21 protein-coding genes and 1 pseudogene are annotated in these 24,357 nt (G+C 69.6%); 13 read left to right on the top strand and 9 right to left on the bottom strand.

The genetic code is table 11. The features are described from left to right. The first annotated feature begins 34 nt into the window (after positions 1 to 34). From AOM07_RS03100 to AOM07_RS03065, 8 genes are all read left to right on the top strand, one after another. Complete coding sequence (locus AOM07_RS03100) at positions 35 to 592, top strand: YdcF family protein (protein WP_156171761.1); 558 nt, start codon at positions 35 to 37, stop codon at positions 590 to 592. A gap of 43 nt (positions 593 to 635) precedes the next feature. After that, positions 636 to 1,184: a YdcF family protein gene (locus AOM07_RS03095; protein WP_156171760.1), complete on the top strand. Its 549-nt coding sequence runs from the start codon at positions 636 to 638 to the stop codon at positions 1,182 to 1,184. A 41-nt stretch (positions 1,185 to 1,225) separates the two neighbouring features. Continuing rightward, positions 1,226 to 1,657 (top strand): CAP domain-containing protein, encoded by a 432-nt coding sequence (locus tag AOM07_RS03090; RefSeq protein WP_169748119.1) that lies wholly within the window; start codon positions 1,226 to 1,228, stop codon positions 1,655 to 1,657. A 139-nt stretch (positions 1,658 to 1,796) separates the two neighbouring features. After that, positions 1,797 to 2,171 carry a hypothetical protein gene (locus AOM07_RS03085; protein ID WP_156171759.1) on the top strand — a complete coding sequence of 125 codons (375 nt, stop codon included), beginning with the start codon at positions 1,797 to 1,799 and terminating at the stop codon, positions 2,169 to 2,171. A 56-nt stretch (positions 2,172 to 2,227) separates the two neighbouring features. After that, positions 2,228 to 3,697: a sugar transferase gene (locus AOM07_RS03080; RefSeq protein WP_062311268.1), complete on the top strand. Its 1,470-nt coding sequence runs from the start codon at positions 2,228 to 2,230 to the stop codon at positions 3,695 to 3,697. A gap of 31 nt (positions 3,698 to 3,728) precedes the next feature. Continuing rightward, positions 3,729 to 5,015: a glycosyltransferase family 4 protein gene (locus tag AOM07_RS03075; RefSeq protein WP_084830053.1), complete on the top strand. Its 1,287-nt coding sequence runs from the start codon at positions 3,729 to 3,731 to the stop codon at positions 5,013 to 5,015. Between the two features lie 138 nt (positions 5,016 to 5,153). Next, a complete protein-coding gene (locus AOM07_RS03070) occupies positions 5,154 to 5,528 on the top strand; it encodes a hypothetical protein (RefSeq protein ID WP_156171758.1) in 375 nt (124 codons plus the stop codon). A 140-nt stretch (positions 5,529 to 5,668) separates the two neighbouring features. Continuing rightward, positions 5,669 to 6,784: a glycosyltransferase gene (locus AOM07_RS03065; RefSeq protein WP_062311264.1), complete on the top strand. Its 1,116-nt coding sequence runs from the start codon at positions 5,669 to 5,671 to the stop codon at positions 6,782 to 6,784. Positions 6,785 to 6,804: 20 nt separating this feature from the next. Here the strand turns inward: AOM07_RS03065 and AOM07_RS03060 are convergent, their stop codons facing one another. The 4 genes from AOM07_RS03060 to AOM07_RS15085 form a co-directional block, all read right to left on the bottom strand. After that, positions 6,805 to 7,353 (bottom strand): arsenate reductase/protein-tyrosine-phosphatase family protein, encoded by a 549-nt coding sequence (locus AOM07_RS03060; protein WP_062311262.1) that lies wholly within the window; start codon positions 7,351 to 7,353, stop codon positions 6,805 to 6,807. A gap of 61 nt (positions 7,354 to 7,414) precedes the next feature. Then, the gene (locus AOM07_RS03055; protein WP_062311260.1) at positions 7,415 to 8,737 is read right to left on the bottom strand and encodes a lipopolysaccharide biosynthesis protein; all 1,323 of its coding nucleotides are present in this window, start codon (positions 8,735 to 8,737) and stop codon (positions 7,415 to 7,417) included. 13 nt (positions 8,738 to 8,750) lie between these two features. Beyond that, complete coding sequence (locus tag AOM07_RS03050; protein WP_267127776.1) at positions 8,751 to 9,521, bottom strand: glycosyltransferase; 771 nt, start codon at positions 9,519 to 9,521, stop codon at positions 8,751 to 8,753. Continuing rightward, a complete protein-coding gene (locus AOM07_RS15085; protein ID WP_062311256.1) occupies positions 9,412 to 10,824 on the bottom strand; it encodes an O-antigen ligase family protein in 1,413 nt (470 codons plus the stop codon). The genes AOM07_RS03050 and AOM07_RS15085 overlap by 110 nt, the downstream gene beginning before the upstream one ends. A 295-nt stretch (positions 10,825 to 11,119) precedes the next feature. Here AOM07_RS15085 and AOM07_RS03040 point away from each other — a divergent pair, with 295 nt between their 5' ends. Continuing rightward, complete coding sequence (locus AOM07_RS03040; RefSeq protein ID WP_228374357.1) at positions 11,120 to 12,832, top strand: tyrosine-protein kinase domain-containing protein; 1,713 nt, start codon at positions 11,120 to 11,122, stop codon at positions 12,830 to 12,832. 53 nt (positions 12,833 to 12,885) lie between these two features. Further along, positions 12,886 to 14,646: a DUF4012 domain-containing protein gene (locus AOM07_RS03035; protein ID WP_062311251.1), complete on the top strand. Its 1,761-nt coding sequence runs from the start codon at positions 12,886 to 12,888 to the stop codon at positions 14,644 to 14,646. Here AOM07_RS03035 and AOM07_RS03030 read toward each other — a convergent pair whose 3' ends face one another. The 3 genes from AOM07_RS03030 to AOM07_RS03020 form a co-directional block, all read right to left on the bottom strand. Then, positions 14,647 to 15,627 carry a GDP-L-fucose synthase family protein gene (locus AOM07_RS03030; protein ID WP_062311249.1) on the bottom strand — a complete coding sequence of 327 codons (981 nt, stop codon included), beginning with the start codon at positions 15,625 to 15,627 and terminating at the stop codon, positions 14,647 to 14,649. After that, entirely contained in the window at positions 15,624 to 16,673 is a 1,050-nt protein-coding gene (gene gmd, locus AOM07_RS03025; RefSeq protein WP_062311247.1) for a GDP-mannose 4,6-dehydratase, read from the bottom strand. The genes AOM07_RS03030 and gmd overlap by 4 nt, the downstream gene beginning before the upstream one ends. A gap of 145 nt (positions 16,674 to 16,818) precedes the next feature. Continuing rightward, a complete protein-coding gene (locus tag AOM07_RS03020; protein WP_062311245.1) occupies positions 16,819 to 18,192 on the bottom strand; it encodes a tyrosine-protein kinase domain-containing protein in 1,374 nt (457 codons plus the stop codon). A gap of 127 nt (positions 18,193 to 18,319) precedes the next feature. On the opposite strand from AOM07_RS03020, the gene AOM07_RS03015 reads away from it, so the two are divergent. From AOM07_RS03015 to AOM07_RS03005, 3 genes are read left to right on the top strand one after another with little or no spacing between them, the layout of a single operon-like run. After that, a complete protein-coding gene (locus AOM07_RS03015) occupies positions 18,320 to 19,804 on the top strand; it encodes a sugar transferase (protein WP_084830050.1) in 1,485 nt (494 codons plus the stop codon). Between the two features lie 42 nt (positions 19,805 to 19,846). Next, a complete protein-coding gene (locus tag AOM07_RS03010; RefSeq protein ID WP_156171757.1) occupies positions 19,847 to 21,610 on the top strand; it encodes a DUF4012 domain-containing protein in 1,764 nt (587 codons plus the stop codon). 54 nt (positions 21,611 to 21,664) lie between these two features. Then, entirely contained in the window at positions 21,665 to 22,171 is a 507-nt protein-coding gene (locus AOM07_RS03005; protein ID WP_062311238.1) for a hypothetical protein, read from the top strand. On the opposite strand, the gene AOM07_RS03000 is transcribed toward AOM07_RS03005, so the two are convergent. Both AOM07_RS03000 and AOM07_RS02995 read right to left on the bottom strand, forming a co-directional pair. Then, positions 22,168 to 23,100 carry a GDP-L-fucose synthase family protein gene (locus tag AOM07_RS03000; RefSeq protein WP_228374356.1) on the bottom strand — a complete coding sequence of 311 codons (933 nt, stop codon included), beginning with the start codon at positions 23,098 to 23,100 and terminating at the stop codon, positions 22,168 to 22,170. The two genes, AOM07_RS03005 and AOM07_RS03000, sit on opposite strands and share 4 nt — an antisense overlap. Continuing rightward, positions 23,097 to 24,060, bottom strand: a pseudogene (locus AOM07_RS02995) (GDP-mannose 4,6-dehydratase). Before AOM07_RS02995 ends, AOM07_RS03000 begins: the two are co-directional and overlap by 4 nt. Between the last annotated feature and the right edge of the window lie 297 nt (positions 24,061 to 24,357).

Raw genomic sequence — 24,357 nt, 5'->3', positions numbered from 1 at the left:
ATGCCCGTCATGCGCCCGGGATAGTGTTCGCCCCATGGGGCTGGGGAGACGGTGGGTGATCGTCGGGATGATCGCCGCGGGGATGCTGATCGCGATCGCCGCCGCCGGCCTGCCGCTCTACGTGTTCCCCGCCCACGACGAGCCGCGCGCCGTGGACGCGGTGTACGTCATCGGGCCGCCCACGGACACCCGCATCGCCATGGCCGAGTCGATGGTCGAGGACGGCCTTGCCGACGCGCTCGTGGTCTCCCTCGCCGAGAACGAGGCGCTGCGCGAATGGTTCGCGCCCGCAACGGCGGCGTGCGAGGAGGACCGGGACTACGACGTCTACTGCGCGCAGCCGGATCCCTTCACCACGCGCGGCGAGGCACGGTGGATCCGCGACCTCATCGACGAGCACGAGTGGGAGTCCGTGGCCGTGATCACGTACCGGCCGCACATCTCCCGCACCCGGGCCATCATGAAGCGGTGCTGGGACGGAGACTTCGTCTACCTCGACTCCGGCGAGGAGCCGCCGCTGGGCGAATGGATCTACCAGTACGCGTACCAGACCGGAGGGTTCGTGAAGGTGCTGCTCGAGAGCGGATGCTGACCCGGACATCTGACCGACACGCGCGCACAGTAGCCTTCCTCTCGTGAACTGGGGGAAGGGTCTCGTTGCTGTCGGAGCCGCGGGCGCGGTGCTGGTGGCGCTGATCGGGGTGCCGCTCTACGTGCTGCCGGCCAGCGACGAGCCGCGCGAGGTCGACGCCGTCTACGTCATCGGTCCTCCCACCGCGCCGCGCATGGAGCTCGCGGAGGCCATGATCGCGGACGGGCTCACGGACACGATGGTGGTGTCGCTCACCGAGGAGCCGGACGACCGCGAGAAGTGGCCGGAGGCGGTCGACGCCTGCGAGCAGCCGCAGGACTACGAGGTGCACTGCGCCATGCCCGATCCGTTCACCACGCGCGGGGAGGCCCGCTGGATGACGGACCTGGTGGTCGAGCACGGGTGGGAATCGGTGGCGGTGATCACCACCACGCCCCACCTCACGCGCACGCGCGTCATCATGGAGCGGTGCTGGGACGGCGACATCGCGTACGTGTCCTCGGGCGAGCATCTCGACCCGTGGTACTGGGCCTATCACTACGCCTACCAGAGCGCGGCGTTCGTCAAGGTGTGGCTCGAGGACGGATGCTGAGCGCCCGCCGCGCTGCGGCGACCCTCGTCGCGTCGTTTGCCGTGGCATCCTCCCTCGCGTCCTGCTCGACGCCTCCGACTCCGCCGGCCGAGCTTGCGCGCGAGCTGTTCGACCTCTCCAACGAGCAGCGCGTCGCGGAGGGGCTCGACGCGCTGGTCTGGAACGACTGCCTCGCGGAGAAGGCAGCCGACCGCGCAGCGCCGTTCGTCGACGAGCCGGACCTCGAGCACGAGGTGCTCGTCTCGACGTGCCACGAGGGCGCGAAGGCGGGTGAGAACCTGTCGCGAACGGACCTCTCCGCGGCCGAGGTCGTGGACCTCTGGATGGGGTCCGCCGGGCATCGTGCCAACATCCTCGACCCTGACTTCAGCATCGGCGCGGTCGCGTGTGTCGCGGCCTCCCCGAACCCCGATGGCGCGGACAGCGGCGTGCGCGCATGCTCGCAGCTGTTCGAAGGTCCCGCGCCCGCATAGCCCCTGCTTCGCACGATTCCTGCGCCACAAAAGGGTCGAAGGGAAAAGCAGCGACAAAACGGACGCCCGGTGCTACTGTCGAAAACGAGCCGGTCGGGGGGCCGTGCTCGCATGAGGGGCATGAGGGGGAAGTGACGACATGATCCGTCGCACCATCGCAGTTGCAGTTCTCGCTGGGGGGATCGCGCTCATCCCTGCCACCGCATTCGCCTATGTCGCACCCAGCCCGCAGGGCGGGCCGGTGCCCGAGGAGACGTCGACGCCGACCGACACTCAGACGCCGACGACGCAGAAGACCACGGCCGTCGAGACCAAGAAGACGACCACGGGCACGACCACGACGACGTCGGTCCTCAACGCCGGCACGACGACGAGCACGGGCACTGCCGCGACCGAGACGCTCTCGACCACCGGCTTCGGCGGCACCGAGATGGCGATCGGGGCGGGCGCGCTGCTCGTCGCCGGTGCCGCGACCGTCATGATCGCCGCGCGGCGCACCACGAAGGACGCGTGACGGGCAGGCGGGGTCGCTGAGACCCCGCGGGCGCACGGGACAGCGGGGGGACTTCCATGGCGCTAGCAGTATCCGCATCCACGAAGGCCGGGGCGGCGGTCCGTAAGGGTTCGCGCGCGTGGGCGAAGCCGCTCGAGCGGCGCATCGCGCTCACCGATGTCTTCGTCGTCGCGATGACGATGGTGATCGCGCACGGCGTGCAGTTCGGGTGGGTGCCGCTCGCGTCCCACCTCGGCACGGTCGGGATCCACCACTGGTGGATCACGGTGGCGATCTCCGCGCTGTGGATCTTCGAGCTCGGGTGGCTGCGGTCGCGCGACTCGCGCATCCTCGGGGAGGGCCCGCAGGAGTACCAGCGGGTGGTCAGCGCCGGCATGCGTACGGTCGCCATCGTCGCCATCATCGGCTTCTTCACGCAGTGGGGCTTCAGCCGCGGCTACCTGCTGTTCGCGCTTCCGCTCGGCACGCTCGTCCTGCTGGGCTACCGGCGCGTGTGGCGTGCGTGGCTCAACAAGCAGCGGGATGTCGGTCGGTGCCGCACGCCCGTGATCGTTGCCGGGCCGCGTCGCACCTCGGAGCAGCTGGTGCGGCGTCTCCGCCGCAACCACGAATCCGCGTACCAGGTCGTCGGCGTGTGCCTGGCGGACCCCTCCAGCGCGGGCCTCGAGGCGGACCTCGAGGACGTGCCCGTGCTCGGCCCGATCGAGGATGCGGCCGATCTGGTGCAGCGCCACGACGCCGGTGCGATCATCCTCACCGCCAACGACGCCGTCTCCATGGGTGAGGCCCGCCGTCTCGGCTGGGCGCTCGAGGGAACCGGCGTGACGCTGATCGTCGCCCCCGGCATCTCCGACGTCGCGGGCCCGCGCGTGCTGATGTCGCGACACGAGGGCGTCCCGCTGCTCTTCGTCGACTCCGCGGCGTTCTCCGGCGCACGCTACTCCCTCAAGGACGCGGTCGACCGTGTCGGCGCCGCCGTGCTGCTGGCCATCGCCGCGATCCCCATGCTCGTCATCGCCGCGCTCGTGAAGCTCACCAGCCGCGGCCCCGTGTTCTTCCGGCAGGAGCGCATCGGCAAGGACGGCAAGCCCTTCGCGATGCTCAAGTTCCGCTCGATGGTCGTCGGCGCCGAGGCGCGTCTCCAGGAGGTCTGCGGCGACGAGGTGGGGATGTTCTACAAGCCCAAGAACGACCCCCGGGTCACGCGCTTCGGCGCCTTCATGCGGCGCTACTCGCTCGACGAGCTCCCGCAGATCCTCAACGTGCTGAAGGGCGACATGTCCCTGGTGGGGCCCCGCCCGCAGATCGCCGCCGAGGTCGAGCAGTACGGCGACCTCGAGCAGCGCCGGCTGCTCGTGAAGCCGGGCATGACCGGGCTCTGGCAGGTGAGCGGCCGCTCCTCGCTGTCGCCCGAGGCCTCGATGGAGCTCGACGCGTACTACGCAGAGAACTGGTCGCTCGGCGGCGACGTGGTCATCCTCCTGAGGACGTTCTGGGCCGTGGTCGGGAAGTCTGGCGCATACTGACCTGGCTGCATCGCTGAGGGAGGTGGGTCGCATGCGCGAGGCCGACGGGTTCGCCGACGTCCAGATCATCAGCGTCCACTATGCGCCGGAGCCCACCGGGAACGCGCCGTACTCGACGTCGCTCGCGCGTGAGCTCGTCCGCCGCGGCCGCACGGTACGCGTCACCGCCGCACACCCCTTCTACCCGGGCTGGCGCATCTACGAGGGCTACGGCGGCTGGACGGTCCGCGAGGACGATGCGGGCGTCCGGCTGACGCGCCTGCGCCACTTCGTGCCGAGCCGGCCGAGCTCCGTGATGAGGCTGCTGTCGGAGACGAGCTTCGGGTTCCGTGCCGCGCTGTCGCGGTGGGCGCCGGCGCGGGTCAGGATCCTCGTCTCACCGGCGCTGTTCGCGACCGCCGTGGCGATGGCTCGATCGGTGCTGCTCGACCGCGGCACCCCGGTGATCGTCTGGGTGCAGGACCTCTACGGAGTCGGGTTGTCGGAGACCGGCGGCGGCGGTGCCGCGACGCGGGTCGTGCGCGCCGTCGAACGATGGGTGCTGGCGCGTGCGACGCGCGTGGTCGCGATCCATGAGCGCTTCGCCGCCGCGATCGAGCGCGACTATGCGATCGACCCGGGTCGGATCGACATCGTCCGCAACTGGACGCACCTCGCCGACCAGCCGCCACCCGACAGAGCGAGGGCGCGCGCACGGCTCGGCTGGGAGGGCGACGCGATCGTGGCGGTCCACGCGGGCAACATGGGCGTCAAGCAGGGGCTCGACACCGTCGTGCAGGCCGCCGCGCTCGCGGACGAGCAGGGTTCGCGGGTGCGCTTCGTCATGGTCGGCAACGGGTCGGACCGCGAGCGCCTCATGGAGGCCGCCGAGGGGGTCGCCGCGATCGACTTCGTCGGCACCCTGGACGACGACACCTTCCGGGACGCCCTTGCCGCCGCCGACGTCCTCGTCGTCAATGAGCGCCCGGGCGTCGCGGAGATGTCGGTGCCGAGCAAGCTCACGTCCTACTTCACGTCCGGACGGCCCGTCGTGGCCTCGGTGGACCCCGGCGGCGCCAGCGCCGAGGAGGTCCGCCGCGCGGGTGCCGGCGTGGTGGTGCCCTCGGGGGACGGTGCCGCCCTGCTGGCCGCGGTCGAGGAGGTCGGGCTCGACACAGAGCGGGCGGCGCGGCTCGGCGCGGGGGGGCAGCGGTACCGTCGCGAACAGCTGTCGAAGGAGGCGGCGGTCGACCGGTTCGAGGCGATCCTCGACTCCTCGGCCGGGGCTGCGCGCTCGCGCGCGCCGGCTTCGAACGGCACCGCGAGCCCACGCTCCTAGGCTGACGCGGGCGCATCCTGCGCCAACGCCTTGGCAAACTGGGATAACAGCGACAAAACGGATGCGCGGTGCTACTGTCGAGAAGGAGCCGGTCGGGGGGCCGTGCTCGCATGAGGGGCACGAGGGGGAAGTGACGACATGATCCGTCGCACCATCGCAGTTGCAGTTCTGGCTGGGGGTTTGAGCTTGATTCCCGCGGCCGCGTTCGCCTATGTCGCACCGAACCCGCAGGGGGGCACGGTGCCCGAGGAGACGTCGACGCCGACCGATACGCAGACGCCGACGACGCAGAAGACCACCGCGGTCGAGACGAAGAAGACGACGACCGAGACGGCCACGACGACGTCGGTGCTGAACGCCGGCACGACGACGACCGGCACCGCCACGGAGACGCTCTCGACCACCGGCTTCGGTGGCACCGAGATGGCGATCGGCGCGGGCGCGCTGCTGCTCGCCGGCGCCGCCACCGTCGTCATCGCCGCTCGACGTACGTCGGTGGACGATCGATCCTAGAAGGACCGACGCGGTGTGAGTGCTGGGGCAGGAACCGCAGCCGCCGCACCGCGACAGCGGGCCGACGAGGGCCCTCCGTATCCACAGGGTGCGGCCGGGGTCCTCTCGGTCGCGTGCCCGCTCGCTGAGGGAGTTGGAGCATGAAGATCCTGCACGTCGCCCCGGGGATCAGCAGGAAGCTCGGAGGGCCCACGACCCTGCTGCGGGGGCTCCTGCCCGTGCAGCGGGATCGCGGGCACGAGGTCACCGTCGTCGCGACCGACGTCGGCGCGGAGACCCCCGCCGATCGCGAGGTCGAGGGCGCCGAGGCGCGCATCGTGCCGCTCGTCGGCCCCGGACGGCTCGGCTACGGACGCGGCATGCGGCGTGTGCTGCGCGAGGCCGTCGCCGACGCCGACGTGGTGCACGTGCACGGCGTCTACGGGCTCATCCTGATCGACGCGATGCGCGAGTCGCGGCGCGCGGGGGTGCCGTTCCTCGTCGCTCCCCACGGGGTCTGGACGCGCGGCCACGCGCCCAACAATCCCGTGCTCAACAGCGCCTGGGATCGGTTCATCCTTGCGCCGGCGATGCGTCACGCGCACCGAATCGTTGCGGACTCGGGTCACGACGCCGGCTACCTGCGAGAGCGCGGCCTGACGGGTGTGACCGAGATGGCACTCGGCGTCGATCCGGCGCTGCACCGCATCGACACCCCTTGGAAGGACCGGCGCGGCGTCCTCTTCCTCAGCCGCGTCGCACGCAAGAAGCGCGTCGACCTCGCGATCGAGGCGTACGCGCGGTCCGGCCTCGCGGAGCAGGGCCACCCCCTGGTGGTGGCGGGCCCCATCGAGCCCGGGCTGCCCTACGACCCACGCGAGATGTGCGAACGCCTCGGCATCGGCGATCACGTCGAGTTCCTCGGAGCCGTCGAGGAGGGCGAGCGGCGCGCGCTTCTCGCCCGCATGCGAGTGTTCATCCTGCCGAGCGACGACGAGAGCTTCGGTATCGCGGTGGCCGAGGCAGCCGCCGCCGGCATGGCCGTGGTGACCAGCGACCACGTGGTCGCGATGCTCGAGGCCGAGAGCGACGGCGCCACGCACACCTATCCGCAGGACCCGGACGTGCTCGCGTCCGCGCTCGTCGACGCGGCGCGCGACGATGCGGCATCATCCGCGGAGCGGCTCTGCGCCTACGCCCGGGAGAACTGGACGTGGGAGCGCGCGGCGCAGCAGATCGAGGAGATGGTCGCCGAGCCCAGCGCCGCCTCCCGCTAGTCGAGCCGTGGCGTGCGGCGTCAGCCGTCGGTGCCGAGCACCCAGGCGGCGAGCTCGGCGACGGCCCCGCGGATGAGCGAGTACGAGTCGTGGTAGGCGTCGCGGTCGCGCCGGAACGGGTCGGGCACGTCGTCGAGGTCGTATCCCGCAAGCACGTGACGATGCGCGGCGATCGCTCGCGGGATGTCGGCGAGCCTGTCCGCCGGTGTCGATCCCTCGAGGGTCGCGCCCGTGCCAGCAGAGGCGGCGAGCTCCGCGAGCGTGAATGTGCGCTTGAGGGCGAACGGCCCGGTGCGGACGGCGAGCTGGCGATGCTCGGCCGTCATGGTGACGACGAGGTCGGCGTCGCGCATCAGCCCTTCGGTGAGCAGGCGGCCCTCGTGCAGCGTTCCGTCGAGGCTGTCAGCGGCGAGCTCGGCGAGCATCGGCCCGGGGATGCCGTGGCCGACGAGCGCGTGCGTGCCCGCGCTCGACACGGAGGCCACGTCACCGAGCGCGCGGTCGAGCAGCAGCTCCGCGGCAGGGGAGCGGCAGATGTTCCCCGTGCATACGGTCAGGATCCTGGCCATCGTGCTCCTCGTGTCTCGCCCGCGGTGTCGGGTCGAGGATAACGGCGCGGCGGCCGCGAGGTCACGGCACGGCGTCGGTCACAGGTGAGGTGGTCGGGACGCCGATCTTGGCGCGCCTCAGGTGGGCGAGGCACACGAGGAGGCCGAGCGTCATCACGCCCGCCTGCACCATCGGGACCGTCGCGACCGGCTGCGGCATCACGATCCAGATCGCGAGCAGGGCAGAGGCCGTCGCGCCCGTGTAGATGGACGTCGACACGAAGTGGCGGTTGTGGGCCATCGGCCAGGAGATCGCGCAGAGCCAGCCGACCTCGACGAGCACGGCCACGATGTACCAGACGAGCAGCGCCCGGTCGTCGCCGACCGTGTCGTGCGTCCAGATGCGCAGGATGGGCTGGCCGAGGAACAGCAGGCCGATCGCGCCCGCCGTCATGAGGATCGCGACGTGGCGGACCGCCCGCTGGAAGGCCGCCTTGGCGGCGGACCCGTCGCCGCGCGCGCTGTAGTGGGTGAGGCTCGGCATGCGCGCGTTCATGATGGTGTCGGCCACCATGCGCAGCGCGTTGACCATGGTGCGCGTCGCGGTGAGCGCCACGACGGCCGTGGGTCCGAGCGAGGCCGAGACGATGATGACCGTGCCCTGGAGCAGCGCCGCGATGGAGAGCTGCTGGGCGAAGGTGCCGACCATGCTCGTGCGGATGCCGTGGAAGGCGGTGCCGATGCGGCGGGTCACGTGGAGGTCGAACCACGGCGCGCGCCGGCGCGCGGCCCGGTACATGAACACGAGCCCGACGAGGCGCGAGACCAGCAGGACCGAGACGAAGGTGACGAGCGACGGGCTCACCAGCAGCGAGGCCGCGGCGAGCGCGAACTCGCCCGTCCGCATGAGCGCGAGGTACAGCCACCCGAAGGGGTAGTGGCCGGCCGCGCGGAGGGCACCCTCGATCACCCCGGTGATGAGGTTGAGCGTCGCGTAGAGGGAGTAGATGAAGAAGATGATGTTCGCCGGGTCGCCGGTGTCGTAGTTCGTGAGCGGCGTCAAGACCACGAAGGACACGACGAGCACGGCGAGCGCGAGGAGGCCGGAGACCGCCATGATGACCGTCACGACCGCGCGTGACACGCGTGAGGCCTCATTGAGGTCGCCCTGGGCGACGAGCTGGAGGAGTCGCGTCGACGAGGCGCCGAGCAGGCCTCCGTCGAAGAGCGTGAACATCACCGGGATGGCGATGAGGGCGAGGTAGTTGCCGTAGGCCTCGGCGCCGAACACGCCGAGCAGGATCGGCACCTGGAGGACCTGCAGGCCGAACGTGCTTGCGAGCGCCAGGAAACGCGCGGACAGCCCGCGTCGGTACCGTGAGGTCTCCTCGTCGGCGACAGCCATCGTGTGGAACCCGCTAGGCCAGGCCGGGGAAGGTCTCGAACGCGGCGGCGCGCTTGGGGAGGTTGCGCGCGTACTTGAGCGCGCGGAGCGGGAAGCCGACCGTGTCGAGCAGCCGCGGGTAGCGCGACGTGCCTGTGGCGACCACGAGCCGGTGGCGCTCGCGCAGGTGCGCCTCCGCGTTCTCCGGCGTCGTCGTGATGGTGCCGTCGTAGACGCGGAAGTACCCGAGCACGTCGTCGGTGTAGTGGAAGCGCGCTCCCGCCTTCTGCAGGTCGAAGAGCAGCTCCGCGTCCCACGCGAGGCGGTTCTGCTCGTTGAAGCTGATGCCGAGGCGCTCGAGCGAGCTCATGCGGTAGCCGGTCGCCTGCTGGAGCACGATCCCGATCCCCAGCGCGAAGCGGATCGGGGTGAAGCGGTCGCTGAGGATGTACTTGATCGGCGTGCCCGCCTCGTCGATGATCCAGCCGTTGCCGACCACGACATCGGCCTCGGGGTTGTCGTCGAAGTGGGAGCGGATGAGGTCGAGGCCTCCCGGCGCGAGCTCGTCGTCAGAGTTGAGGTAGACGAAGATCTCGCCCTGGGCACGCGCCAGGCCCTTGTTGAGGCCGTCGGCCGGCCCGCTGTCGGGCTCGAGGACCGTGATCAGCCGGTCGTGCGGGTTGTCCGCAAGCCACTCACGGGAGCCATCGCTCGAACCCGGGTCCATCACGATGTGCTCGTCGCCATCGCGAAGCTGGCTCCGCACGCTCTCGACGCAGCGCGGGAGGTACTCGCGCTGGTTCATCGACACTGTCACGACCGACATCGTGGTCATGGTCGTCTCCTATCTGTCGTGTCGCTACGAGGAGCGTGGCGATCGTGGCCGCGACCCAGAAGCGGCGCTCCGCGCCGAACGGGCTGAAGAAGGTGTCCCACAGCGCGAGCACCGAGAGGAAGGTGGCGAGCACGGGGAAGCGTGCCGAGCCGGCGAGGACCATCGCCAGGGCGCGGATCACCAGGACGACGAACCCGGCCCAGAAGGCGAGCGTGATGAGTCCGTTCTCGGCGACCGTCCCCAGAGCCATGGAGTGGAAGAGCGCCCTGCCCTCGGTGATCCTGTCGGAGACGTAGGAGTACCCGAGGGTTTCGTAGAGCTGTGCGGCGAAGTTGTCGACGACCGCGGCCGGCGTGCCGCCGGTCCCGACGCCGAGCACCGGGTCGTGGGTGATGCTGAGCGCGGCGATGAGCACCTCGGAGCGGCTGCCGAGGATGGTGCCGTACTGGCCGTCCAGCGTGCTCGCCTTGGCGGTCGCGTCGGTGCCGAGCGAGCCGCTGCGCGCGAGCTGGTCCCACAGGCCCACGACCGCGACCGTCGCCATCACCGCGATCGCGCCCACCGTCGCGAGCCGGAACCATGCGCGGCGGGGCAGCCCGTCCTGATGGGTACGCGCGACGATGAGGAGCATCACCGTGATGGCGCACACGATCGCCATGGTGCGGAAGCCGAGCGCGAAGTGCGCGACCGCGAGCGCCATGATCATGGCCGCGCCCAATGCGTCGAAGCGCCGGCGCGCGGAGACCGCCACGATGACCGCCATCGTCACGGGCATGCCGAGGCCGAACTTCCACGGCTGCACAGCCGCGTAGACGTCGGGCTGAAGGACGTACGCGATGACGCCCGCGATTGCGGTCCCGCCCCACAGCCACCGCACCGTCGCGCGGTCCTTGGCGAACATGTGGACGAGCGCGATCGTGCAGGTGGTCACCATGAACACCCGCAGGATGCCCTTGAGCGAGTCGATCATCCCCGACCCCGCGGCGAGGTCGCTGACGAGCGACACCGTCGCCCATGCGCCCAGGGTCCACGGGATCCAGCGGGGCAGCGGCAGGCGTTCGGGCGACGCGAGCGCGATCACGGCCAGCAGGGTCAGCAGCACCTCGGCCACGTACAGCTGCGCGCCCACCCGGACATAGGACGCGCTCATCGCGCCGATGATCAGGGCCGTCCAGGTGGCCTTCCACCGGAGGTTCGGGTCGAGATGGAGCCGCAGCCGCTCGCGGGGCGCGGCGATCCGCGTCTCCGAGAACGATCGTGCCTCTTGCCTCACTGTCCCCCCACACCGTCATCACGGCAGCCGCCGGAACGCGATGCCGCGTCCCTCAGGAAGGGGACGCGGTCCGGGCCGGCCCGCCTTCAGGTTAATCGCGGCATCGGGCCTGCGCCAGGGCGATTTCGGGGACGTCGGGAGACGGGCCCGACAACTGTCGGAGACCAGGGGTTCCGTGGTTGACGGTCCCGCCATACACTGCCCCTATGGTCAGGCAAGGGGGGGCTTCGTGACCATCGGCGTACTGGCGCGCATCGTTCGCGCTCACTGGTTGGTGATCTTCTCGGCTGCGCTGATGGGTGCAGGCCTCGCGTTCGGCTGGACGTTGCTCCAGCCGACTGTCTACACGTCCACGGGATCCGTGATCGTGTCCACGGGTGCGGCCGAGACGCTCGCGGAGGCTCTCGTGGCCGAGAACTACGCGGCCGCGCGCGTGACCTCGTATCTCGATGTGGCGAAGTCGCGCGGCCTGGCCGAGGACGTCGTCGACGAGATGGAGCTCGACGAGTCGCCGGACACCGTGCTCACGCGGATCACCGTGGCGAACCCGCTCGACACGGCGGTGCTGCGGATCTCGGCCACCGGGCCGTCGCCCGAGGCGGCGCGCGAGCTCACCCAGGGCTGGATCACGGGCCTCACCGCGAAGGTGGCGGAGCTCGAGTCGGGCGCGGACGGCACCGGCGAGTCGATCGTCGCCCTGCAGACCCTCGACTCCGGCAACCTACCGTCCTCGCCGTCATCGCCGAACACCAAGCTCATGGTCGCGATCGGCCTCGTCCTCGGCCTCGCCGCCGGCGTGGCCTACTCGATCATCCGTGCCTCGATGGACCGTCACATGCGCTCCGCCGACGACGTCGAGCGGGCCTTCTCGCTCCCGGTGATCGGCGCCCTCCCGTACGTCGGGGCGTTGGCGAAGTCCGGGCCGTCGCGTTCGGTGCCGGATCCGCTCATGAACGAGGCGGTGCGCGAGCTCCGCACCAACCTCCAGTACATGAGCGTCGACGACCCGCCTCGCGTCATCGTCATCACCTCCGCGCTTCCCGGCGACGGCAAGTCGACCGTGTCCTGCAAGCTCGCCGAGGCGCTCGCGCAGTCCGACCGGAAGGTCGTGCTCATCGACGCCGACCTGCGCAGGCCGAAGCTCGCCGCGAACCTCGGGCTGTCCAACGACGCGGGACTGACGGACGTGCTGGTGGGACGCGCCAACGTGGAGGACGTGCTGCAGCCGTACGGCGACACCGGCAACCTGCAGGTGATGTCCGCGGGTCCGATCCCGCCGAACCCGTCGGAGCTCATCGGCTCCAACGCGCTGCGCACCCTGCTCTACTCGTTCCCCCAGCACACCACCGTGCTGGTGGACACGCCGCCGCTGCTGCCCGTGACGGACGCGGCGATCCTGACCGTGCACACCGACGGCGCCGTGATGGTGGCCCGCGCCGGTCGCACCACCACCGACATGCTCGACCGTGCGCTCCGAGCGCTCGAGCGCGTCAACGGCCGGGTGCTCGGCATCGTCCTCGATGCGGTGCCGCAGCACGGTCCCCACCGCGACGTCTACGCGTACGGCTACGGCTACACCGCGAAGGTCGCCGACGAGTTCGGTCCGCCTGCGGTGTCGGACTCGGCGTCCGCGGACGACGATGACGACGAGGTCCCGGCGGGGCCGACCGACGGCAAGGCGACCGGCGACGAGGCGGAGGTGGCCGAGGAGCGGGCGACGGACGCCGACGAACCGGCCGAGGATGCCCACGAGGCGGCGGAGGATGCCGACGAGGCGCCGGAGGCGACGGAGGACGGCGCGACGGTACCGACGCTCGCGCCGGACGACGACCCCGACGGCGACGACCTCCCTGCGCTGGAGGAGCTGTCGCAGGACGCGGACGACGGGCCCGAGCGGGAGAAGCTGGGACCCGCGCTCGAGCAGATCGCCGCGTCTCTGGAGGACATCGACGACGAGGACAAGATGCCGGTGCGGGCGCGCTCGGCTCGTGCCGCGAAGGATGCGTGAGACGTAGCGAGGGACTGGAGCCGGCGCCGCCGACTCGCTGGGGGTGAGTGCTGATGGGCGACGATGCCGTCGTCGAGCCGCCGCGCAGGCGCCGCTGGCCCTGGGTGGTCGCGGGCGCCGTGCTGGTCGCGGTCGGCGTGGTCGCCGCCTTGTTCGCGTACGACGGCATGCGGCTGCAGAGCGCGGCCGACGGGCTGACGGCGCACGCCGCGGCGGCGCGCCAGGCCCTCGAGGCACGGGACGTCGAGGCGCTCCAGGCCGAGGTGGCGTCGCTCGAGGACGCCGCGAACGTGTTCGGCGCCGCGACTCACGGACCCCACTGGTGGCTGGCGTCGCACGTGCCGTGGGTCAAGGAGCAGGCGCGGCCGCTGATCGCGGCGGGCGATGCCGTGGGCGCCGTCGCGCACGACGCCCTCGAGCCGCTCGCCGGGCTCGAGGACCTCGACGCCCTCGCCGGGCCCGCGTTCGAGGGGGGACGCATCGACCCGGAGATGCTCGAGCCGTACCGCCCGGCGCTCGAGCAGGCGTCGGGGGCGCTCGACGGCCAGGTCGAGGCGCTCGCGGCGATCGACCTCGCCCGCACCGTCGACCAGGTCCGCGAGCCGTTCGAGGACCTCGAGGAGCAGCTCGAGAGCCTCGCGGCCATGGTCGACGGCGCACGCGTGACCGCGGAGCTCCTCCCGACGATGCTGGGGGGCGACGGCCCGCGCACGTACCTGGTGGTCGTGCAGAACAACGCCGAGCCACGCACCACGGGCGGGCTCCCCGGAGCGTTCCTCGAGCTCACCGTCGACGACGGCGACATGTCGCTCGGTGCCTACGATGCGGCGCGCTCGCTCGTGGTCGACGACGGCGTGGCGGAGCTCACCGCCGACGAGGAGCGGATCTTCTCCGAGCTCATGGCCGTCTACCCGCACGACGCGAACTTCACTCCCGAGTTCCCCCGCACCGCGGAGCTGCTCAGCGCGTTCTGGGAGCACGAGCACGGCACCGTCGTCGACGGCGTCGTCTCGGTCGACCCGGTGGCGCTCGGCTGGATGCTCGAGGGTGCGCCCGCGCTCGAGACCGAGGGGCTCACCATCACCGGCGCCAATCTCGCCGACGTGCTCCTCAACCAGGCGTACTTCCTCTACGACGACCCGCTCGACCAGGACCAGTTCTTCGTCCGCACCGCGCGGGACCTTTTCGGACGCATCGTCTCCGGGAAGGCGTCTCCGGTCGCAGGCGTGCAGAGGGCGATCGACGCGCACCGGTTCCTGCTGTGGTCGGCGCACGGCGACGAGGAGGAGGTCCTCGCCGGCACGCCCGTCTCGGGCACGTTCCTCGAGGAGGACGATGCGCTGGGCGTGTTCCTCAACGACGGGTCGGGGTCGAAGATCGGCTACTACGTCGAGACGAACGTCACCGTCGTCAACATGATGTGCGCGGACGGGTCGCTCGCCTCCCAGGTGCTTCAGCTGGACCTCGCCCACACGTTCGGCGGCGACGTCGCGGACCTGCCGTACTACGTCAGTGGCGGTGGGGTGTTCGTGCCCGAGGGGCAGTTCCAGGCCAACGTGGTGGTGTACCCGGTGGTCGGGACCGAGGTCGTCTCGACGCGGCTGGACGGCGAGCCGACGGAGATCGTGGCCGACACGCACGACGGTCGCGCGATGTCGCAGAAGCGGGTGACGCTCGATCCGGGGGAGAGCGTCAGGCTGACGTACGAGTTCGCGGCGAAGAAGACCGGCCTCGGCGACCCGGGCGTCGTGGTGACGCCCGGGCCGCGGGACATGCCGCCGACCGTGCTCACGGAGCAGGCGGCGGGGTGCTGATCAACCGCGCAGGTGTGCGGCGTTCTCCAGGTACCAGGCGTGGGTGCGGCGCAGGCCCTCCTCGAGGGAGATCTGGGCGGTCCAGCCGAGCTCGGCGAGGTGGGAGACGTCGAGGAGCTTCTGCGGGGTGCCGTCGGGCTTGGTGGTGTCCCACTCGGTGACGCCCTCGAAGCCGGTCACCTGCGCGATGGTCTCGGCGATCTCACGGATGGTGACGTCGGTGCCGGTGCCGACGTTGACCTGGGTGGGTCCGTCGTAGTTTTCGAGCAGGTGCAGGCACGCGTCGGCCATGTCGTCGGAGTGGAGGAACTCGCGGCGAGGCGACCCGGTGCCCCAGTTGGTCACCGACTGCGCGCCGGACTTGGCGGCCTCGTCGTAGCGGCGGATCAGCGCCGGCAGGACGTGGCTCCCCTTGGGGGAGAAGTTGTCGTTCGGGCCGTAGAGGTTCGTCGGCATCGCCGAGATCCACGCCTTGCCGTACTGGCGGCGGGCGGCCTGGATGTGGAGGATGCCGGCGATCTTCGCGATCGCGTACGCGTCGTTGGTCGGCTCGAGGTGGCCGGTGAGGAGGCTGTCCTCGGGGATGGGCTGCGGCGCGAACTTCGGGTAGATGCACGACGAGCCCAGGAACAGCAGCCGCTCGACGTCGTGCGCGATCGCCGCGTCGATGACGTTCGTCTGGATCCGGATGTTGTCGGACAGGAAGTCGACCGGGTACGTGTTGTTCGCGAGGATGCCGCCGACCTTCGCCGCGGCGAGCACGACGTAGCGGGGCTTGGTCTCGGCGAAGAACGCGAAGGTCGCGTCGCGGTCCTTGAGGTCGAGCTCGGACGAGGCGCGGCCCACGATGTTCGTGAAGCCCGCGCTTTCCAGGCGGCGCACGATGGCGCTGCCGACAAGGCCGCGGTGCCCCGCGACGTAGAACGTCGCGTCACGGTCCAGCGGCGCCGGGGTGAACTCGACGCCGTCGACCGCGGTCACTTGATCCCCTGCAGGGAGTCGTTCGTGGTCCACGAGGCCAGGTTGACGGTGTCGATCCAGTCGCCGCCCTTCTCGAGGGCCTCGACGTCGGCGTCGACCATGAGTTTGGCGAGTTCCTTGCCGTCGATGGTCGGGGTCCATCCGAGCTTGTCGGCGGCCTTGGACGGGTCGCCGATGAGGGCGTCGACCTCGGTGGGGCGCAGGTAGCGCTCGTCGAACTTGACGAACTCCTGCCAGTCGAGACCGACATGACCGAAGGACGTCTCGAGGAAGTCCTTGATGGTGTAGCCGACGCCGGTGGCGAGCACGAAGTCCTCGGGCTCGTCGACCTGGAGCATGCGCCACATGCCCTCGACGTACTCGGCGGCGTAGCCCCAGTCGCGGATCGAGTCGAGGTTGCCCAGGTAGATGTCCTTCTGGACGCCGGCCTTGATCCGCGCGACGGCGCGCGTGATCTTGCGGGTGACGAACGTCTCGCCCCGGCGCGGGGACTCGTGGTTGAACAGGATGCCGTTGACGGCGAACAGGTCGTAGGCCTCGCGGTAGTTCTTGGTGATCCAGTAGCTGTAGAGCTTCGCGGCGGCATAGGGCGAGCGCGGGTAGAACGGCGTCGTCTCGCTCTGCGGCGGGGGAGTCGCGCCATAGAGCTCCGAGGTGGAGGCCTGGTAGAAGCGCGTCTCGATGCCGGACAGACGGACGGCCTCGAGAAGGCGAATGGTGCCGGTGCCCGTGGTGTCGGCGGTGTGCTCCGGCTCGTCGAAGCTCACGCGCACGTGCGACTGCGCGGCGAGGTTGTAGACCTCGTCGGGGTTGATCTCCGCGAGCAGCGTCACCATGCGGGCGCCGTCCGAGAGGTCGCCGTAGTGCAGGAAGAGCTTGGCATCCGGGTTGTGCGGGTCCACATAGAGGTGGTCGATGCGATGGGTGTTGAAGGTCGAGGCGCGGCGGATCAGCCCGTGCACCTCGTACCCCTTGCTCAGCAGCAGTTCAGCGAGGTACGAGCCGTCCTGGCCCGTGATTCCCGTGATGAAGGCCTTCTTCGCCATCAGCGTTTCCCCCAGAGGTAGTAGCGAGTACAGAATCTCGGGGATCCGCGGAAGCGGCCAGCACGGCCAGGCGCTTCGTCACGCGTCCCCGGTACGGAAAGAGTAGTGCACACCCTGCAGGCGACTGAAGCCGCGGCCACGACGCCTACGAGGCGGCCGACTCGTCTCCGTAGACGTAGCCGTACCGACCGTAGCCGTAGGCGTCAGGTCCGCGCGACGGGAGCATCGACAGCACGAGGCCGGAGACGTGCGCGCCGACGGTCTCGAGCGACTGGAGCGCGCTGTCGAGCTGGGGCGCGTGGGTCTTGCCAGCGGCGACGATGACGACCGCCCCGCCCACCAGCTTTGCCAGGACCGCGGCGTCCGTGACAGGAAGAAGCGGCGGCGCGTCGTAGAGGACGACGTCGAAGCGGGCGTCGAGCTGCTTGATGAGCTCGTCCATGCGGGAGGAGCCGAGCAGCTCGGACGGGTTCGGCGGGATCGAGCCGGACGGCAGGAGGTGGAGCTCGCTACGGCCCCAGCGCTGGATCGCCTGCTCGAGGTCGAGACGTCCGATGAGCACATCGGTAAGCCCGACGGAGGCCTCGATCCCCATGTACTTGGCCATCTTGGGGCGGCGGAGGTCCGCGCCCACGAGGAGCACGCGCGCTCCCGCGTCGGCGAGCGTGATGGCCAGATTGGCGGCCGTCGTGGACTTGCCTTCCGACGGGACCGACGAGGTGATGACGAAGCTGCGGGTCTCTCGCTCCGTGTCGAGGAATTGCAGATTGGTGCGGAGCGTGCGGAAGGACTCGGCGCGGGGGCTGCGGGCGTCCTCGTGGACGATGAGCGGGCGCTGCCTCGCCTTGGGGTCGAACACGATGCCTCCGAGCACGGGTGCATCGGTGAGGCGCTCGAGGTCGCGCTCGCCGCGGATGCGGGTGTCGAGCGTCGCGCGGAGCAGCGCGACACCGACCCCGAGCGCGAGTCCGAGCAGCAGGCCGAGTGCGGTGTTGAGGGTCGTGTTGGGGCTGACCGGGTACTGCGGGACCTCGGCCTCCTGCACGACCGCGAGGCTCACGGGTGAGCCCTCGGAGGCGTCGGTGGTCTCGATGTCCTCGACCACGCCGATGAGTTGGTTCGCGGCCTCCGTGGCGAGTGACGCCGCGAACACGGGATCTGAATCCGAGACTGAGATATCGATGACAGAGGTGCTCGCGGGCGTCGACGCGGAGATCTTCCCGCGGAGCTGCGCGACGCTCATGTCGAGGTGCAGCGACTCGATCGTGGGCTGGAGGACCGCCGAGGTGGAGATGAGGTCGGCGTAGGTCTTGACGCGCTGCTGTGTGAAATTGCTTCCTACGGCTAGTTCCGAGACGGTCGAGCCACCCGAGGTGGAGACGAACACCTTCGACGAAGCGGAGTAGCTCGGAGTGGACACCATCGAGTAGGCGAAGCCTGCGCTCGCACCGAGGACCGTCAGCAGGAGGATCAGGATCCAGTTCTTGCGAAGAATCCGGAGGTAGTCCTGTAGCTCCACGTGTCTCCCTGATGTCGTCTCAAGCACGCGAGGGCGCGCCCCTCACGACGGGTCAATCTTGCCACGGTCATCCCCGCGCATCGGACGTCTGCAGTTGCGCGCACAGGCACGGGGTACCCTGGCCGCCATGAAGGCCATGGGGGGCGAGGCGCTTCGGCGCGCCTCGAAGCAGAGAATGTTCGGCACGCGCGGCTGGGCGCGCAAATACGAGGCGCGGCTGTTCCTCACGGACGTGGTCGTGGTCGCGCTGGTCATGGTCGGCGCTCACGCGGTCCGGTTCGGGTGGGATCCGTTCGTCGGAGTGACCGGGAACGCTTCTCCGGCCTACTGGCAGGTCACCGTCATCGTCGCCGCGCTCTGGGTGCTGCAGCTCGGCTGGACCCGATCGCGTGAGGCCGTCGTGCTCGGACACGGTCCTCAGGAGTTCCAGCGGGTGCTGCTCGCCTCGTGGCACACCTTCACCATCGTCGCGATCGTCGGATTCCTCACCCAGTGGCATGTCAGCCGCGGATACCTCCTCTTCGCCATCCCTCTCGGCACCGTCGCGCTGGCGGTCTACCGGGCCGCGTGGCGCGCCTGGATGCACACGCAGCGCGACCGCGGCGAGCTGCTGGCGCAGGTCATCGTCGTGGGACCGATGCTCACCTCGCAGCAGCTGATCCGCCGCATCCAGCGCTCGCCCCGAGCTGGCTACAGCGTCATCGGAGCCTGTCTTCCGGTCGGTCACCGCTTCGTCGACGAGGACATGCAGGACATCCCGCTCCTGGGCACCCTCGATGAGGCCGCGGAGGTCGCCAAACGGGACGACGTTGAGTACGTGCTGCTCTCGGGCACCGATGCGATGTCGCTGAGGGAGTCGCGTCAGCTCGGGTGGGAGCTGGAGGGCACCGACATCGGTCTCATCGTCGCACCCGCGATGGTCGACGTCGCAGGCCCGAGGGTGTCGATGAGTCCGGTCGAGGGTCTACCGCTTCTTCACGTGGACATCCCCCGCTTCGAGGGTGGCAAATATTACCTCAAGGAGATCGGTGACCGCCTGGCCGCTCTCACGCTACTCGCGCTTGGCGCGCTTCCCATGCTGGTGGTGGCCGCGCTCATCAAGATCACCAGCCCGGGCCCGGTGTTCTTCCGCCAGGAACGCATCGGTCGCGACCACGAGCCGTTCGCGATGCTGAAGTTCCGCTCCATGTACGTCGATGCGGAACAGCGGCTCGAGGGGCTACGCGAGCGCCAGCGCGCCGAGGGCAACGAGGTGCTGTTCAAGATGAAGGACGACCCGCGCGTCACGTCGATCGGCCGGTTAATGCGGCGCTTCAGCATCGATGAGGTGCCGCAGCTCATCAACGTGCTCAAGGGCGACATGTCCATCGTCGGCCCGCGCCCGCCGCTCCGGTCCGAGGTCGACCAGTGGGACGACGCGCGCGTCGCGCGTCGCCAGTTGGTGAAGCCGGGCATCACCGGGCTGTGGCAGGTGAGCGGCCGCAGCGACCTGTCCTGGGACGAGAGCGTCCGCCTCGACCTCTATTACACCGAGAACTGGAGCCTCGCCGGTGACGCCATCATCGTGCTCCGCACGGTCGGCGCAATCCTGTTCGGGCGCGGCGCCTACTGACAGTGCAGTCGAGTGTGGCGCGCTCGATGGCACACTAGCGCGGTGGCACCCCAACGACACTCGTCATCGCGCCAGCCCCGCCGCCTCTGGGGCTGGCTTGTCGCCGTACCGGTGGTGGCGCTCGCCGTCGCGGCTGTCGCCCTCACGTGGGACGGCTATCAGCTGCTGCGGTCCAAGGACGACCTCGCCGCGCACGCGGCGGCCGTGCAATCGGCGATCGGCGAGCGCGACGCGGACACGCTCGTCGCCGAGGCCGCGGCGCTCGAGACCGCCGCGCGAGCCTTCGCGGCGGCGACGGACGGGCCGCAGTGGTGGCTGGCCACGCATCTGCCGTGGGTGGCGGACCAGGCGGTTCCGCTTCAGCAGGCCGGCGCGGCCGTCGACGCGGTCGCGGAGGGAGCGCTGAGCCCGCTCGCCTCCATGGGCGACCTCTCCGCGTTGGCGGCCCCCGAGTTCGTCGACGGTCGCATAGATCCGTACCTCCTCGAGCCCTATCGACCCACCCTTGCCGAGGCCGCCGCGGTGCTCGCCACTGAGGTCGACAGCCTCGACGGGACGGACCTCGACGGCACTATCTCCACGGTGCGCGATCCGTTCCTCGAGCTGACCGATCAGCTCGCCGAGGTACGCGAGGTGGTGAACGGCGCGCACGCCGCGGCCGAGGTGCTCCCGACAATGCTCGGCGGCGAGGAGGCAAGGACCTACCTCGTGATGGTGCAGAACAACGCGGAGCCCAGGACCACCGGAGGGATCCCGGGCGCTGTGCTCGAGGTGAGCGTGGACGGCGGCGTGATCTCGCTGGAGCGGTACGCGACCGCGAACTCCATGATCGACCGCACGGGTCCCGTCACGCTCACCGAGGACGAGCTCCGCATCTTCGGGCGACGCATGGAGGTCTATCCGCAGAACGTCAACTTCACGCCGGAGTACCCCCGATCCGCACAGCTGATGAGCGAGTTCTGGGCGGCGGAGTTCGGCGAGACTCCGGACGGCGTGCTCTCGATCGACCCGGTGGCGCTCGGCTACATGCTTGCGGGCGCCCCCGCGACCGAGGTGGGCCCGTTCTCCATCACCGGTGACAATCTCGCCGAGGTCATGCTCCGCGACTCGTACCTGGAGCACCCCGACCCTCGCGACCAGGACGCCTTCTTCGTTCGCGCGTCGGCCGAGCTATTCGGCCGCCTTGTAGGTGGGGACGCAAGTGCGGTGAGCGGAATCGAGCGTGCGATCGACGAGGCGCGATTCATGGCCTGGTCCGCCGATGCCGAGGAACAGCAGCTTCTGTCCAGCACGGTGGTCGGTGGGGCGTTCCTCGAGGACGAATCGGCCTTGGGGGTGTTCGTCAACGACGGTTCGGGCGCCAAGATCGGGTACTACGTCGACGTTCACACCGATGTGGTCGATCACCTGTGCACCAACGGCAGCGTCGGTGGTCAGACAGTGACGGTGACGCTCGCTCACACCTTCGAGGGCGACGTCGACAAGCTGCCGGAGTACGTGGCGACGGGTGCAGCGAACTACCCGGACGGCGAGTTCCACGCCAACGTCAGACTCTTCCCTGCAGCAGGCACCGGCGTGATCGCCCTCGAGCGGGATGGCGAGCCATCGGGAGTCAATCCGGAGACGCTCGCGGGGAGATCGGTCGCGTCGGCTCGAGTGTCGCTTCTGCCGGGCGAGAGCACGAGCCTCGTCTTCGAAGTTGTGGCCAATGTGTCCGGATTGCGGGGACTCGACGTCGACATCACCCCTGGACCGAAACCTAATGTTTACAGCACGAGGTCTGACGATCTACTCGACGGCTGTTAACATTCTGAGGAATCTTCGGGCGCTGCTGAGGGCGCCTTGTGCTGGGAGGCATCAATGATTGCACGCACGATCGCGACTGTTGCGCTGGCTGGCGCGGCGGTCCTCGCGCCGTCCGCGGCCTTCGCCGCCGACACCTACCCCGACGCCGCCGACTCGCTCACGTGCTCTACAACGCAGACTCCGGTGAACTCGACGTTCACGTGTACGATCGAGGGCCCGAACGACTCGATGGCTCAGCTCCAGACCACGTTCTCCGGTGGCGACGCGGAGATCGCGGGCACCGTGACGTCGGCCGAGAAGACCATCACGGCCAACGAGGCCAGCTTCACGGTGACTGCCCCTGCGGTGACCGGCACTATCGGCATCACCGGAATCATCGACGGCACCGCGGTTGACACAGCTGCGGTCGACGTCGTCGCGGCCGACGTGGCTTCGGACTCGGGCGAGCTCTCGGGTACGGGCTTCGAGAACGCCGGTCTCGCGGCGGGTGCCGGCGTGCTGCTCGTCGCGGGTGCCGTCACCGTGTTCGTGGCTGCGCGACGCCGCGCCGCGGCCAACTAGTCCTCCAGAGGGGAGCGGCTGCACCGAACCGGTTCTCCGCTCGTCTCTTCGCGTCGGTCTCGGCGGCTGCCGCAACTGTCCACGCAGGTGTGCGGCGTTGCCGCGGTACCAGGCGTGGGTCCGGCGATGGTCTCGGCGATCTCCTTGATGGTGACGTCGGTGCCCGTGCCGACATTGACCTGGGTGGGTCCGTCGTAGTGCTCGAGCAGGTGCAGGCACGCGTCGGCCATGTCGTCGGAGTGCAGGAACTCGCGGCGCGGCGAGCCCGTGCCCCAGTTGGTGACGGACTCCGCACCCGACTTGGCGGCCTCGTCGTAGCGGCGGATCAGCGCCGGCAGGACGTGGCTTCCCTTGGGGGAGAAGTTGTCGTTCGGGCCGTACAGGTTCGTCGGCATCGCGGAGATCCAGGCCTTGCCGTACTGGCGGCGGGCTGCCTGGATGTGGAGGATGCCGGCGATCTTCGCGATCGCGTACGCGTCGTTGGTGGGCTCGAGGTGGCCGGTGAGAAGGCTGTCCTCGGGGATGGGCTGCGGCGCGAACTTGGGGTAGATGCACGACGAGCCCAGGAACAGCAGCCGCTCGACGTCGTGCGCGATGGCGGCGTCGATGACGTTGGTCTGGATGCGGATGTTGTCGGACAGGAAGTCGACCGGATAGGTGTTGTTCGCGAGGATGCCGCCGACCTTGGCCGCGGCGAGCACCACGTAGCGGGGCTTGGTCTCGGCGAAGAACGCGAAGGTCGCGTCGCGGTCCTTGAGGTCGAGCTCGGACGAGGCGCGGCCCACGATGTTGGTGAAGCCGGCGCTCTCGAGGCGGCGCACGATGGCGCTGCCGACAAGGCCGCGGTGGCCCGCGACGTAGAACGTCGCGTCACGGTCCAGCGGCGCCGGGGTGAACTCGACGCCGTCTGCAGCGACCTGCGAGGTCACTTCTTGCCCCACGAGGGGAGCGAGACCGAGTCGATCCACGGCGGGCCCTCGTGCGTGATGGCTTCGACGTCGGCGTCAAATACGGCGGGGCGCACGTAGCGCTCGTCTAACGCGACGTGGTCTTCCCAGTCGAGGCCCAGGTGGGTGAAGGTCTCGTCGAGTAAGTCGCGCACGGTGATGCTGGAGCTGGAGCGGTACGCGAAGGCGAAGGCGTCGGGCTCGTCGGCCTGGAGCATGCGCCAGATGCCCTCGACGTGGTCGGCGGCGTACCCCGAGTAATGGCTGGAGGTACGAATATCCAGTCAGAGGTCGTCCCGCAGGCCGCCGATGAAGCGGGTCGCGACACGGGCGATCTTTCGGGTGAAGAAGGTATCGCCGTGGCGCGGGGGCTGGTGGTTGAACAGGATGCCGTTGACGGCGAACAGGTCGTACGCCTTGCGGTAGTTCCTAGTGATCCAGTAGGCGTGGAGCTTCGCTGCGCCGTAGGCGGAGTGCGGGTAGAACAGCGCATCCTCATTCTGCGGCGGCCGGGTTGCACTGAACATCGACGAGGACGAGGCCTGGTGGAAGTTGGTGTCGAGCCCTGCGCGGCGGACGGCCTTGAGCATGCGCATCGAGCCCACGCCGGTAGTGTCGCCAGTGTGCTACGGCTCGTCGTACTTCAAGCGCAAGTGCGACTGTGCGGCGAGGTTGTAGACCCCGTCGGGTTGGCTCCGCGCGCAGCGTGGCAAGGCGAGTGCCGCCGGACAGGTCGCCGTAGTGGAGCAAGTATCTCGCCTCGGGGTTGTGGGGGTCCACGTAGAGGTGGAAGATCCGCTGCGTGTTGATGGTCGCAGCACGGCGGATGAGGCCATGCTTCTCGTCGCTCTTGACCCCCAGCAGGTGGTTCAGGTACGAGTGATCCGGGCTCGTGATACCGGTGATAGCCGTGGCGCCCGTGATGAGGGCCTTCTTCGCCATCAGCGCGTCCCCCAGAGGTAGTCGCGGAACTGGCTCACCGGGAAGCACGGCCTGGCGCACCTAGCTGCGCGCATCTTCACCCGTCCTCGGTCGGTGAAGTCTTGTGCACTTCGTTGGATCCAAGAACGGTGCACGTAAGCGTTGCCGGATGCTGCGCCTCCGCGCGCCGCGGCCTCCGACCCTCGAGACTTCAATCACGAAGTCCACGGCCGATCCGGCTTCTACACCATCCGCGCAGGTAGGCCGGGCTCGAATGAGATTGGCCCGTCTGCTTTTGATTCCTCGCGTGAACGACTC

Origin of the sequence: Demequina rhizosphaerae (assembly GCF_000971255.1) — a bacterium.
In the GTDB taxonomy this organism is placed as follows: Bacteria; Actinomycetota; Actinomycetes; order Actinomycetales; family Demequinaceae; genus Demequina; species Demequina rhizosphaerae.
This window is presented reverse-complemented; position numbering and strand designations above follow the sequence as displayed.